This is a genomic window from Enterobacter cloacae complex sp. ECL72 (genome assembly GCF_019056635.1).
In the GTDB taxonomy this organism is placed as follows: Bacteria; Pseudomonadota; Gammaproteobacteria; order Enterobacterales; family Enterobacteriaceae; genus Enterobacter; species Enterobacter hormaechei_C.
The window spans coordinates 350274-363039 of sequence record NZ_CP077659.1 but is presented as its reverse complement, the minus strand read 5'-3'; the positions used below and the strand labels follow the sequence as shown (position 1 = coordinate 363039).

The following is a 12766-nucleotide window of genomic DNA, read 5'->3' as shown; positions in this document are numbered from 1 at the left end:
TGAGAATGCGTTTCCCCTTAACCGCATGATAGACTATGCATCTTAACAAGGCACATCGCGAGTAAATCTATGAAAATCGGCATTATTGGTGCAATGGAAGAAGAAGTTACGCTGCTGCGTGACAAAATTGAGAACCGTCAGACCCTCTCCCTCGGTGGCTGTGAGATCTACACCGGCCAGCTGAACGGTGTTGACGTGGCTCTGCTGAAATCAGGCATCGGTAAAGTTGCAGCGGCACTGGGCGCGACCCTGCTGCTTGAGCGCTGCAAGCCTGACGTTATCATTAATACGGGTTCTGCGGGCGGTCTGGCGCCGACGCTGAAAGTGGGCGATATCGTGGTTTCCGACGAAGCGCGTTACCACGATGCAGATGTCACCGCATTCGGCTACGAATATGGTCAGCTTCCGGGCTGCCCGGCCGGGTTTAAAGCGGATGATAAGCTGATTGCCGCCGCTGAAAGCTGCATTAACGAGCTGAACCTCAATGCGGTGCGTGGCCTGATCGTCAGCGGCGATGCCTTTATCAACGGCTCTGTCGGTCTGGCGAAAATCCGTCATAACTTCCCGCAGGCTGTGGCCGTTGAGATGGAAGCCACGGCCATCGCGCACGTATGCCATAACTTCAGCGTGCCGTTCGTGGTCGTTCGCGCTATCTCTGACGTGGCGGACCAGCAGTCCCACATCAGCTTCGACGAATTCCTGGCCGTTGCGGCGAAACAGTCCACCGTGATGGTGGAAACCCTGGTGCAGAAACTGGCGCGTGGGTAAGGTGTCATTCAGGGCGCTGGTCGCCCTGCTTCTGCTCGCTCCGGCCTGGCTCATCGCCGCGCCGCGGGTGATCACTCTCTCTCCTGCCAATACGGAACTGGCGTTTGCCGCCGGGATCACGCCCGTTGCGGTGAGCAGCTTTTCCGATTATCCACCGCAGGCCGCCCATATCGAACAGGTTGCCACCTGGCAGGGAATGAACCTGGAACGCATCGTGGCGCTAAAGCCCGATCTGGTCCTCGCCTGGCGCGGCGGTAATGCCGAACGGCAGGTGAACCAGCTCTCTTCGCTGGGAATAACGGTGAAATGGGTGGACGCGGTGAGCATCGAACAGGTGGCGCAAACCCTCCGTGACCTCGCGCCTTTCAGCCCTACCCCCCAACGCGCCGGGCAGGCTGCACAGCAGATGCTCAACGACTATGCCGCGCTAAAAGCCCGATACGGCACGCAACCGAAACAACGCGTTTTTCTGCAATTTGGCAGCCAGCCGCTGTTCACTACCGGGAAAGGCTCGATCCAGAACCAGGTGCTTGAAACCTGTGGAGGTGAAAATATCTTTGCCGAAAGCCGGGTTCCCTGGCCCCAGGTCAGTCGTGAGCAGGTTCTTGCGCGACAACCGCAGGCCATTGTGGTGGTCGGAAATGCGAGCGAGATTCCTAAAATAGAACAATTCTGGCATCGGCAGCTTAAAATTCCGGTCATCGCACTCAACAGCGACTGGTTTGAACGCGCCAGCCCGCGTATTATCCTCGCCGCAAAACAACTCTGCGCCGAACTGGCAGAGAGTCACTCAAACAGATAAATACCCCCTTCGAGGATTTAACGATGCTCGTGTATTGGCTGGATATTCTTGGCACAGCCGTTTTTGCTATCTCCGGCGTTTTGCTTGCCGGAAAACTGCGCATGGACCCTTTTGGCGTACTGGTACTCGGCGTTGTTACGGCGGTGGGAGGCGGAACGATCCGCGATATGGCGCTGGCAAATGGCCCGGTATTTTGGGTAAAAGATCCCACGGATCTGGTGGTGGCGATGGTCACCTGCCTGTTAACCATCGTGCTGGTTCGTCAGCCTCGCAGACTGCCAAAATGGATATTGCCGGTGCTGGATGCCGTCGGTCTGGCGGTCTTTGTGGGAATAGGCGTGAATAAAGCCTTTATTGCCGGGACTGGCCCGCTGGTGGCGATCTGTATGGGCGTGTTAACCGGCGTGGGCGGAGGGATTATTCGCGACATACTGGCGCGAGAAGTCCCGATGATCCTGCGAACGGAAATCTACGCGACGGCCTGTATCATCGGGGGGATTGTTCACGCCACGGCGTATTACACCTTTGCTGTCCCGCTGGAGAATGCGGCGATGCTGGGGATGGTGGTCACGCTGGTGATCCGTTTAGCGGCGATACGCTGGCACCTGAAGCTGCCGACGTTTGCGCTGGATGAAAATTCAAGATAGGCGTCGTTTATAAGCCCGGTAGCGCTTCGCTTACCGGGCCTACAATCTGCGTTCAGGCTTAAATACTGAACGAAGAACCACACCCGCAGGTGCTGGTCGCATTCGGGTTAGTCACCACAAAGCGCGAACCTTCCAGACCTTCAGTGTAGTCCACTGAACCGCCCACCAGATATTGCAGGCTCATCGGGTCAACCACCAGCGCGACGCCCTGTTTCTCGATAGTCATATCACCATCGTTAACCTGATCGTCAAAGGTAAAACCATACTGGAAGCCACTACAGCCGCCGCCGGTAATATAAACACGCAGTTTCAGATCCGGATTGTCCTCGTCGGCAATCAGGGTTTTCACTTTTTTCGCTGCTGCTTCGGTAAATTCCAGCGGCAACGCTACGTCATCACTCATCTTATGCTCCCATGAATACTGCGACTGCTATTGGGCAAAAATCACCCAATTCTTTTTGTCATTATCTAATACCCTGGTAATTCATTCAAGTATTCTGCTTCAGGGCCTGTTCAGCTTCCTGTTTCGCCAGGGTACGGGCAAGAATGGTGGAGTATAGCGGTTTTCCACCCAGGAATTGGGCTAATAGTGTCGCGCCGAGACAGGTAATGATCATTGGCAAAATGAGCTGGTAATTGTCGGTCATTTCCAGCACCAGTACGATCCCGGTCAGCGGCGCGCGCAGGGAGGCCGCCAGCAGCGCCCCCATTCCCGCAACCGCAAACGTCCCCGCATCCAGATGGTAGGCCGGGAAACCTGCCGCCGCCGCCATCCCGAACGCCGTACCCAGCAGCGTTCCCAGTGCCAGCATCGGAGCGAAAATGCCGCCCGGTGCGCCGGAGGAGAAGCACAATACCGTAGTGATGACGCGAGAAATAAACATAAACAGCAGCAGGCCTACGCTGAAATTCCCCGCCGCGGCAATGGGAATCAGGCCGAAACCGCCGCCCGCCGCATTCGGTTCGATGAAACCGAGGATCCCGCACACGCCGCCAAGCAGGCCTCCCACCAGCACCCATTTCGTGGTATTTCCGCCATGGATGCGCTGAAACATATCCTGCGCCCGTAAAATCAGGGTGTTAAAAAGCGGGCCGACGACGCCAAAAATCATCCCAAGAACCAGATACAGCCATAAAGTATTGACCGGCGCATTGGTCAGCTTGCCAACTTCAATCACCGCTCCTTCGCCGTTAAAGACGCGAAAGACAATGCTCGACATAATCACGCCGGTAAACACCGCTTTAATGGAGATCAGGTTGTAGCGGAACTGGGCGCGCATCTCTTCAATGATAAACAGGATACCCGCCAGCGGCGCGTTAAACGCCGCAGACAGCCCCGCTGCGGCCCCCGTCGCCAGCAGTGTATGTCGTGCTTCGGCGCTGCGCATACGGAACAGATCGCCGACCATGCGCCCGACGTTACCGCCCAGCTGTACCGTTGGCCCTTCCCGACCGAGCACCATGCCCGCCCCGAGGGTTCCCATCCCGCCGATAAATTTCACAGGAAGCACCCGCCACCAGCGAACCGGGCGTAGTTCCTCCAGCGCCCCCTCAATTTCAGGGATCCCCGAGCCACCTGCTTCAGGTGCGAATTTACGCACCAGAAAATACCCCACCATGGCAAACAGCGCCGAAAGGCCAAAGGCCCACACCCAGACCAGCCATTCCCGATCGGCAAAGCTGGCGACGGTACCTATGCGCCAGTTGAGCACCGCGTTGACCGCTTTCTCGAATGCGACCCCCACCAGCCCGGCCAGCGTACCGACCACGGCGGCTGCCAGCAGAATGGCTAACGGGGTTTTGTCACGGTTGAGCAGCCGCCGGATACTGACCCGGTGCTTCGCGCGCGTAAACTGTTGTTGTTCAAAAGAAGGTGTGTTCTCGTTCATTACCTGTTCTGTTTCGTCATACAAAAGGCCGCAGGGATTCTACCAGAGACAATCCCCTCGTCCCCTGAAAAATACTTAACAATTGTTAAGCCTTCTGAGGGCCAAAAATTTTATAACCTCTTCCGAATCACTTAGAATAGTTGCCTTAACTTATTTCTACGAACCAGGAACGACGCCATGAGCAAGTCTGAAAACCTCTACAGCGCAGCCCGCGAGCTTATCCCAGGCGGCGTGAATTCACCCGTGCGCGCCTTTACCGGCGTGGGTGGCACCCCGCTGTTTATCGAACGTGCGGATGGGGCATATCTGTATGATGTGGATGGTAAAGCCTATGTCGATTACGTCGGCTCCTGGGGCCCGATGGTACTGGGGCACAACCACCCGGCGATCCGCAACGCGGTGATTGAAGCCGCTCAGCGCGGCCTGAGCTTCGGCGCGCCAACCGAGATGGAAGTCAAAATGGCGGAGTTGGTCACCGAGCTGGTGCCAACGATGGACATGGTGCGTATGGTGAACTCCGGTACCGAAGCGACCATGAGCGCTATCCGTCTGGCGCGCGGTTTTACCGGTCGTGACAAGATCATCAAGTTCGAAGGTTGTTATCACGGCCACGCCGACTGCCTGCTGGTAAAAGCCGGTTCCGGCGCGCTGACGCTCGGTCAACCGAACTCCCCGGGGGTGCCGGCTGATTTCGCGAAACACACGCTGACCTGCACCTATAACGATCTGAACACCGTTCGCGCCGCGTTCGAGCAGTATCCGCAGGAGATCGCCTGCATCATCGTTGAACCGGTGGCGGGCAACATGAACTGTATTCCACCGCAGCCGGATTTCCTGCCGGGCCTGCGCGCGCTGTGCGATGAGTTCGGCGCGCTGCTGATCATCGACGAAGTGATGACCGGTTTCCGCGTCGCGCTGGCGGGGGCGCAGTCATACTACGGCGTTGAGCCGGATCTGACCTGCCTCGGCAAAATCATTGGCGGCGGCATGCCTGTCGGCGCGTTTGGCGGCCGTAAGGACGTGATGGACGCGCTGGCGCCAACCGGTCCGGTTTACCAGGCGGGTACGCTCTCCGGTAACCCGATTGCGATGGCGGCGGGCTTTGCCTGTCTGACCGAAGTGGCGCAGCCGGGTATCCACGAAACCCTGACGGACCGGACGACGCAGCTGGCAAACGGCCTGCTGGAAGCCGCAGAAGACGCGGGTATTCCGCTGGTGGTAAACCACGTCGGCGGGATGTTCGGGATTTTCTTCACCGATGCGAAAACCGTGACCTGCTATCAGGACGTGGTGAAATGCGACGTGGAACGCTTCAAACGCTTCTTCCATCTGATGCTGGAAGAAGGCGTGTATCTTGCGCCGTCAGCGTTTGAAGCGGGCTTTATGTCCGTGGCGCACAGCGAAGAAGATATCAATAACACCATCGACGCAGCGCGTAAGGTGTTTGCGAAGCTCTAAGGGCATTGCCGGGTGGCGCTAACGCTTACCCGGCCTACGATGTTCTCCATCTTCCCTTGGGAGAGGGAGCAAACACGAAAACGGCAATCTAAGGATTGCCGTTTACTTTTATTACCGACTCTGCTTTCTCAACAGATATATAAAGTACGGCGCGCCGATAAAGGTCGACAGCAGGCCCGCCGGGATCTGATACGGGAACAGCACCATCCTTCCGCACCAGTCAGAAAAAACCAGGATCGCTCCGCCCGTCAGCGCAGAGATCACGATATGCGGCAAAGTCCTGCGGAAGCCCATCATACGGGCGATGTGCGGCGCCATTAATCCGACAAAACTGAGCGGGCCGATAGTCATGGTGGCCGTCGCCGTCAGGCACGCGGCCAGCAGCAACAGGGCGATACGCGTTGGCGTCAGCGCCACCCCGACCGCGCGGGCGGTATCTCCACCCAGCGGCAGAATGGTCATCCAGCGACGGCACAGCGGCACAATCGCCAGCAGCACGATCATCACAATCCCGGTATGCACCACCTGACTGCCGGTGGCGTTGTACGTTGAACCGGAAATCCAGGTCAGGATCTGCGCCATGCGCGGATCGCCGCTCGCCTGCAACATCATCAGCAGCATAGTAAACGCGGTGCTGAGCGCCATCCCGGCCAGCAGCATGCGGTGAGGTGAGAACCCCCCTCGCCCGGAGGCGATCAGGATAATCATCAGCGTGACTGCCGCGCCGATACTCCCGGCAGGCATCAGCCAGCCGAACGCATTTCCCGGCACGAGGAACAACATTAACACTACGCCAAACGCGGCTCCGGAGCTGATCCCTAATACTTCCGGGCTTGCCATCGGGTTGCCGGTGAGACGCTGGATAATACAGCCGGCCACCGCCAGCATGACGCCCGCAATCAGCGCGGAGAAGATCCGCGGCCAGCGCCACTGCATGAGTTCATGCAGCAAATCCCCCATCGCCCAGTGCCAGCCCGTGGCGTCACGTCCCAGCGAGAGTGCGGCAAACGAGGCGATAACCAGCACCGCCAGCCCGGCAAGGCTGAACCACACCACCGACTGACGTTCGGCATGTACTTTATCGCCGGCATCCATTGCCGGGGCGCTAATGCTGCGCAGGCGCGGCAACAGCCACAGCAGCAGCGGCGCGCCGATCAGGGCCGTCACCGAGCCCGTGGAAACTTCCATCCAGACGCGCGCCAGCCAGAGAATGAGTTGGTCGGAAAGCCAGAGGATCAGCGCGCCAATCAGCGGAGCCAGCATCAGCCGCGCCAGCAGACGGCGTGCGCCGAGCATTTTTGCCAGCAACGGCGCAAACAGGCCGATAAAACCGATGATGCCGACGGCGTTAACCAGTAACGCACTCAGCACAATCGCCAGGGTCAGGGCCGCCAGACGCGCCAGCGACAGCGCCAGCCCCAGATTGCGCGCCACGCCGTCATCGAGGCCCATCAACGTCAGCGGACGCAGCAGCAGCAGCGTCAGCACCACGCCGCCGAACAGCTGCGGCCACAGGCGCTGGACGATACTCCAGTCGGTCTGGGTGAGCGTGCCGGTACTCCACATAAACATGCTTTGCAGCTGGTCGTGGTGAAACAGCACCAGCAGCTGGTTGATCGCCCCACAGTAGAGGCTGACGACCAGCCCCGCGAGGATCAGCGTGACCGGCGAGAGACGTTTTCCCCAGGCCACGCCAAAGACCAGCGCACCGACCACACATGCGCCTGCCAGCGCGGCAAACTGCGAGGTTAACGCTCCCGGCAGGGTCCAGAGAGTGGTGATGGTGATCCCCAGCTGAGCCCCCGTCGCCACGCCCAGCGTGGTCGGCTCTGCCAGCGGGTTACGCAGCACCTGCTGAAACAGTACGCCCACCAGTCCCAGTCCCGCCCCGACCAGCAGGGAGATAGCCAGACGCGGCAGCAGGCTGTAGTGGAACAGCATTTGCTGAATATTATCGATATCCGGTGCGGCAAACGCGGCTGCCCATTGATCGCGCGGTAACGCCGTGCTCAGGTTAAAGCCGGTTAACATCAGGGCAGCCAGAAAAATGAGCGCTAACAGCAACATTGGGAAACGAGCCATACGCGTGCTCATGCCTTGCCTCCCAGTGCATTGTCCAGCACGCGGGCAAAATGCATTGCCGACAGCGTCGCGCCGTAGAACCATACCGCTGGCGCGCGCAGGAAGCGCTGCTCGCGGACGAACGGCATTGCCTGCCAGAGCGGGGTCGCCATCAGGGTTTGCATCTCGCGCTCGTTCCCGTGATCGAAGCACAGCACGTCCACATCACGAAACGCCGCCAGACGGTCAATACCCACGGCGGTACTGCCCCAGAATGTCATCTCGCCTTCCCAGGCATTGCGAATGCCAAAGCTGTCGAGCACTTCCTGGAACAGACAGTTATTTCCAAAGACAAGCATATGGCGGGCATCCAGCAGGGTTACCATCAGCAAAGGCCGATCGCCACGGTGGGCAAAGCGCGGCTTGAGGGAATCAATCAGCGCATCAAATTCATCGAGATGTTTTTTCGCCTGAGCCTCACGGTTGAGAAACTGCGCCATCTCGTGGATGGAATTTTTTGCCATGGTCAGCGGCTTTTTGCCGTCGCTAAAGGAAAAGCCCCGTCCGGGCGCAATCTTCGCCATGGTCTCTTCCGACGGGCCATACCCCGCAGACCAGAATAAATAAGACGGTTTCATCTGGGTGAGAAGCTCAAGGTTCGGCTCCGTACGCAGGCCAATGTCGATGACGGAGTCCGGCAGTTTTGGCTCATTCACCCACAGGGTGTAGTTGGGAATATCGGCCACGCCGTAAGGCGTCACGCCAAGCGCCATCATCAGTTCGACGGGCAACCACTCCAGCGCCACGATGCGGTGCGGATCGATAGCCGCAGCGCGGGCCGGGCCCATCTTTAACAGCAGCGGTGAGAGCGCCATGGCCGTCAGCAGGCGACGGCGGCTAATGAATGTTAAATCCAGCATCAGTAGACAAAGCTCACGGGTGCAGCCCCGGCTGGGTGAGACAGGATGCCCATAGGAATACCGTAGATATGTTCCAGCGTTTCGCTGCGCATCAGTTCGGCAGGGGTACCCTGAGCGATCATTTCACCGCCGCGCAGCGCTACCAGGTAGTCGCAATAGCGTGCCGCCATGTTGATATCATGCAGAACGGCAATCACCGTCAGGCCGCGCTGCTGACTTAAGCGATGCACCAGCGCCAGGACGTCAACCTGATGAGCAATATCCAGCGCCGAAGTGGGTTCGTCGAGCAGCAGGCAGCGGCTGTCCTGCGCCACCAGCATCGCGATCCATGCGCGCTGACGCTCGCCACCGGACAGGCTATCCACCAGACGGTGCGCCAGCGGTTTTAACCCAACCAGCGCGATCGCCTCTTCCACTTTCTCTCTGTCAGCGACGCCAAAACGCCCGAGCGCACCGTGCCACGGATAACGTCCAATCGCCACCAGCTCGCGCACCGTCATCCCCTCCGCCTGCGGCAACTGCTGCGGCAGATAGGCCACCTTGCGGGCAAAGGCCTTACTGCTCCAGCTCGCCAGCGGCTGGTCATCCAGCAATATGTCGCCCTCGGACGGCGGCTGATGACGACCCAGCATCTTCAGCAGCGTCGATTTACCGGAACCATTGTGCCCGATTAAACCGGTAACTTTACCTGCGGGAAACGTCAAAGAGAGCGGATGCAGCAAGGTGCGCCCGGGTACGCGAAAGGAGAGATTGTTAAGCGTGAAGGTGGAGTCGGATTGCGTTTTATTATCCTGCATGTCAGCCAACTTAAATAAAAAGGGCACGGCGAACCGTGCCCATAAAGAGGTTAGAAGCGGAAGGTCGCGGTGGCAACAACCTGGCGTCCTGCTCCCCAGTAGCATGCATACTCGCTGTAGCAGCTGGAGACGTATTCACGGTCAAAGATGTTGTTCACGTTGACGCCGACGGAAGATCCCGGCAGACCGAAGCGCGCCAGATCGTATTTCACGGTCGCATCCGCCAGGGCATAACCCGCGACGTTAAAGGACTCATAGGCTTTAGGCGACGCTGAGGAGTAGTACGTCACCGTGTTACCGATGTAACGCGCGCCCGCACCGACGGTCAGGCCACTCAGCGCCGTCTCGTGGAAGGTGTAATCCGCCCACAGGGATGCCATGTTGCGCGGTACTTCTGCCGGACGACGACCTTCATACCAGGTATCGTGGGTATATTCCGCATCGGTGTAGCTGTAGGCCGCCGTCACGTTCACGTTAGCCGACACTGCCGCTTTCGCTTCCAGTTCAAAGCCACGGGAGCGAATTTCACCGCCCTGCACGCTAAAGCCGCTGGTCGGGTTCGCCGGATCGGCGGTCAGGTTGTTGTTCTTGGTCAGCTGATAGACCGCGGCCGTCACCACAACAGGCAGATCTTTCGGAACATACTTCACGCCCGCTTCATACTGCTTGCCGCGCGCCGGATCGAACGGTTTGCCGCCCTGGGTGGTGCCAGAGAGCGGTTCAAAGGATTCACTGTAGCTGAAGTATGGGGTAATCCCGTTGTCGAACAGGTAGTTAATCCCCCCGCGCCAGGTAAATGCCTGATCGTTAATTTCCGCGGTGGTCCCGTTATTACGGTTAAAGGCAGACGTTTTTGCAAAGTCATAGCGGCCACCCATGGTGAGTACCCACTTATCCCATTCCGCCTGATCCTGCGCATAGAGCCCGGTCTGCTCCTGACGATTGAGCATGGCATACGGGAAGTTCACATTGACGTTCGCATTGCCGTGCTGCGGATTGTTCATGCTGATCGGATCGGCGGTACCGTAGTCAGCATCAATATCATTGCGCATACGAAGGTAATCCACCCCCGTCAGCAGCGTATGGTCAACGGCACCGGTCGCGAATTTCGACTGGAGCTGTGTATCAACCGTGAACGAGTTGAGGTCTTCATCTGAGCGCACGTACGCACGGCTGATCTGGGCCGGAGCGATATAGCCATTACCGTAAACTGAACGGTAAAGCGTATTGATTTTGGTATAACGCAGATTCTGACGCACGGTGAAGGTGTCGTTGAATTCATGCGCGAAGCTGTAACCCACCATTTTCTGACGACGGGAGATCTTATTGTCTTCATCGCCTTCGTTGAAATCGGTCGGCAGTTTGTGCGCCTTTCCGTTAGCATCATAGTAAGGCACAACGGTACCTTCACGCGGCAGCCAGCCGTAGTAACCCGCATCCGGATCGCTCTGGAAGTTGCTCAGGAAAGTGAAATCGGTTTTATCATCAGGACGCCAGCTGAAAGACGGCGCAATCGCGTAACGAGTAGACTTCACCATCTCCTGCTGCGCATTTTCACTGCGTCCCAGGCCGGTCAGACGGTAGGACCACACGCCGTTATCATCAATCGCGTCGCTGAAGTCAAACCCAGTCTGCCACAGGTTATCCGTCCCCATTTTGAACTGAATTTCTTTTAACGGTTCCGTGGTTGGACGCTTGCTGACCATACTCACTACGCCGCCAGGGTGGCTTTTTCCATACAGTACGGACGTCGGGCCTCGCAGCAGCTCTACGCGCTCCAGGAAGTATGGGTCCATCGACGCTTCAGAGTAGTTATCCCCTTGCAGCTTCATACCGTCCAGATACTGGTTGGTGTTCACTGTACTGGAGGTCGTAAAACCACGAATAGAAACCACGTCATAGGTCGTGGAGGCGCCGCGCGTTGCGAAAACGCTCGGCGTGTAGGCCAGCGCCTGTTTAACCGTCCCCGGCTGTTTCATGTCCATCTCTTCACGTGTGACCACGGAAATGGACTGCGGGGTTTTCTCGATCGGTGTATCGGTTTTCGTCGCCGTTGCAGTGCGCTTTGCTGCAATCGTCGGTGCAGGCCCCCAGGCACTCTCCTGCGCAGCCGGTGCGGCAGTAACAGTAATGGTTTCTTCTTTTTTCGGGGTTTCGGCGGCATGAGCATAAGCAGACATGCCGGCAACCGCTGTGGCTACGACGACCGCGATTTTACGCAGCGACGTGTTAATTGGCTGAGCAGTATTGGAAAGCGCCATGATGGATCTCTGATGGAAAAAGTGAATGATAACGTAAACGAGAATTATTATTATGACCGCAGAATAATATGCGAAACGTTGGCTGCATAGCAAGCAGTATGCGGCCCTACAAGATTTAAGGGTTTAAGAATTAACCAGATGAAAATAGAGGGTTAATGAAGTTAGCGAAATGATCGCTAAAGCCCGCCGAAACGGGCCGGAGGGCTTAACGATAGAAGAGTTCGAAAGTCGCGACGGCGTCGACTTTCCCGGCTTTAACCTCTCCCGTTTTGATGTAACGGGCTTTGAGTGGGATCTCAACCGGGACGTTGTCCTGGGTACGGGTTATTGCCGTGTAGCTCTGGTCGAACTGTAACACCGCATCGTTCTTGTCGAGGATTTGAATGCCTACGCCGCTTGCAGCGTTGTCTCCGGTAGCAATATTGAGGATATTGCCATCCGTTACGCCAGTCGACCCTGCACTGGTGAACTGATAATCAATTTTTGTCCCGGCGGCGCAGTCCGTAATATCAATCCTGAAACGACTGTCGGTCAGGATGTCAGAATACTGACCGTTAAAATCGTGCGCATTGACCGTTTCCAGCGGCACGTAGATGTTTTTATCCGCCAGGTTACAGGTGTTTGTCGTAATGTGCACACTGGTTGGTGAAAAGCGAATTTCGCCTATCACGTCGTTATCGTAAGTTTCATGTGAGGTTAACAGGGACGTATTAAGATCGCCCTCTTCGACTTCACCAATAACGATCAACTGAGCGGTAGCCCGGAAATTGTAATTCGTTGAAAAGCTTCTGATCGTGCCAAGATAAGTTTCCGGCCTGATAATGTCTTCTTCGGTATAGCTGGGGAACTGGGTTGTAGACGCTGCAACGCGAATGCCAATCCCGGTCACGTTGGTTTTATACACTCCGGGTAAAACATCTTCACGCGCATCAGCATCACTCAATGAGAGATAGCCTCTACGTACCCGAACGGAATCACCATCACATCTTTGCGCAATTTCACCTGATTCCACGCTGGCGTCATAAATAATGGTACCGACCTGAACGTCTGGCTCAAGCTGGATGACAGCGGGAATGTTGAAGGTAACAATTCCCCCGCTACTTCCGCCTCCCGTAAATGTACAAGTTGCGAATGCCGGAGCTGAAAACAGCATGATTAGGCCA

Annotated in this window: 11 protein-coding genes; 4 read left to right on the top strand and 7 right to left on the bottom strand. The window is 57.2% G+C overall.

All coding sequences use genetic code 11. The annotated features are described in order from the left end of the window. Positions 1–69: 69 nt before the first annotated feature. Genes mtnN through KTH07_RS01685 form a run of 3 tightly spaced genes read left to right on the top strand, consistent with a single transcriptional unit; the run spans position 70 to position 2217 of the window. Positions 70–768 (top strand): 5'-methylthioadenosine/S-adenosylhomocysteine nucleosidase, encoded by a 699-nt coding sequence (mtnN, locus tag KTH07_RS01695; RefSeq protein WP_003856223.1) that lies wholly within the window; start codon positions 70–72, stop codon positions 766–768. After that, on the top strand, positions 761–1570 hold the full coding sequence (gene btuF / locus KTH07_RS01690; RefSeq protein ID WP_017383741.1) for a vitamin B12 ABC transporter substrate-binding protein BtuF: 810 nt from the start codon (positions 761–763) through the stop codon (positions 1568–1570). The genes mtnN and btuF overlap by 8 nt, the downstream gene beginning before the upstream one ends. Before the next feature lie 23 nt (positions 1571–1593). Then, positions 1594–2217, top strand: a complete 624-nt coding sequence (locus KTH07_RS01685) for a TRIC cation channel family protein (RefSeq protein WP_003856227.1) — start codon at positions 1594–1596, stop codon at positions 2215–2217. 58 nt (positions 2218–2275) lie between these two features. Here the strand turns inward: KTH07_RS01685 and erpA are convergent, their stop codons facing one another. Together erpA and clcA are read right to left on the bottom strand one after the other, a co-directional pair. Beyond that, on the bottom strand, positions 2276–2620 hold the full coding sequence (gene erpA, locus KTH07_RS01680) for an iron-sulfur cluster insertion protein ErpA (RefSeq protein WP_003856230.1): 345 nt from the start codon (positions 2618–2620) through the stop codon (positions 2276–2278). A gap of 85 nt (positions 2621–2705) precedes the next feature. Continuing rightward, on the bottom strand, positions 2706–4106 hold the full coding sequence (clcA, locus tag KTH07_RS01675) for a H(+)/Cl(-) exchange transporter ClcA (RefSeq protein WP_017383743.1): 1401 nt from the start codon (positions 4104–4106) through the stop codon (positions 2706–2708). Positions 4107–4283: 177 nt separating this feature from the next. Between clcA and hemL the strand changes: the two genes are divergently transcribed. Then, positions 4284–5564, top strand: coding sequence for a glutamate-1-semialdehyde 2,1-aminomutase (gene hemL / locus KTH07_RS01670; RefSeq protein ID WP_015572714.1), 1281 nt, complete (start codon positions 4284–4286; stop codon positions 5562–5564). Positions 5565–5675: 111 nt separating this feature from the next. Here hemL and fhuB read toward each other — a convergent pair whose 3' ends face one another. From fhuB to KTH07_RS01645, 5 genes are all read right to left on the bottom strand, one after another. Then, positions 5676–7658: a Fe(3+)-hydroxamate ABC transporter permease FhuB gene (gene fhuB, locus KTH07_RS01665; protein WP_063162021.1), complete on the bottom strand. Its 1983-nt coding sequence runs from the start codon at positions 7656–7658 to the stop codon at positions 5676–5678. After that, positions 7655–8545 carry a Fe(3+)-hydroxamate ABC transporter substrate-binding protein FhuD gene (gene fhuD / locus KTH07_RS01660; protein WP_017383745.1) on the bottom strand — a complete coding sequence of 297 codons (891 nt, stop codon included), beginning with the start codon at positions 8543–8545 and terminating at the stop codon, positions 7655–7657. The genes fhuB and fhuD overlap by 4 nt, the downstream gene beginning before the upstream one ends. After that, positions 8545–9342, bottom strand: a complete 798-nt coding sequence (gene fhuC, locus KTH07_RS01655) for a Fe3+-hydroxamate ABC transporter ATP-binding protein FhuC (RefSeq protein WP_017383746.1) — start codon at positions 9340–9342, stop codon at positions 8545–8547. Before fhuC ends, fhuD begins: the two co-directional genes overlap by 1 nt. A 50-nt stretch (positions 9343–9392) precedes the next feature. Further along, positions 9393–11603 carry a ferrichrome porin FhuA gene (gene fhuA / locus KTH07_RS01650; protein ID WP_015572711.1) on the bottom strand — a complete coding sequence of 737 codons (2211 nt, stop codon included), beginning with the start codon at positions 11601–11603 and terminating at the stop codon, positions 9393–9395. Positions 11604–11808: 205 nt separating this feature from the next. Next, on the bottom strand, positions 11809–12756 hold the full coding sequence (locus KTH07_RS01645) for a fimbrial protein (RefSeq protein WP_223862345.1): 948 nt from the start codon (positions 12754–12756) through the stop codon (positions 11809–11811). Positions 12757–12766 lie beyond the last annotated feature (10 nt).

What these genes read in the sequence shown, in the direction of transcription:
- mtnN (WP_003856223.1), top strand. Translation starts at nt 70, where the DNA reads ATGAAAATCGGCATTATTGGTGCAATGGAAGAAGAAGTTACGCTGCTG.
- KTH07_RS01685 (WP_003856227.1), top strand. Translation starts at nt 1,594, where the DNA reads ATGCTCGTGTATTGGCTGGATATTCTTGGCACAGCCGTTTTTGCTATC.
- erpA (WP_003856230.1), bottom strand. Translation starts at nt 2,620, where the DNA reads ATGAGTGATGACGTAGCGTTGCCGCTGGAATTTACCGAAGCAGCAGCG.
- clcA (WP_017383743.1), bottom strand. Translation starts at nt 4,106, where the DNA reads ATGAACGAGAACACACCTTCTTTTGAACAACAACAGTTTACGCGCGCG.
- hemL (WP_015572714.1), top strand. Translation starts at nt 4,284, where the DNA reads ATGAGCAAGTCTGAAAACCTCTACAGCGCAGCCCGCGAGCTTATCCCA.
- fhuB (WP_063162021.1), bottom strand. Translation starts at nt 7,658, where the DNA reads ATGAGCACGCGTATGGCTCGTTTCCCAATGTTGCTGTTAGCGCTCATT.
- fhuD (WP_017383745.1), bottom strand. Translation starts at nt 8,545, where the DNA reads ATGCTGGATTTAACATTCATTAGCCGCCGTCGCCTGCTGACGGCCATG.
- fhuC (WP_017383746.1), bottom strand. Translation starts at nt 9,342, where the DNA reads ATGCAGGATAATAAAACGCAATCCGACTCCACCTTCACGCTTAACAAT.
- fhuA (WP_015572711.1), bottom strand. Translation starts at nt 11,603, where the DNA reads ATGGCGCTTTCCAATACTGCTCAGCCAATTAACACGTCGCTGCGTAAA.
- KTH07_RS01645 (WP_223862345.1), bottom strand. Translation starts at nt 12,756, where the DNA reads ATGCTGTTTTCAGCTCCGGCATTCGCAACTTGTACATTTACGGGAGGC.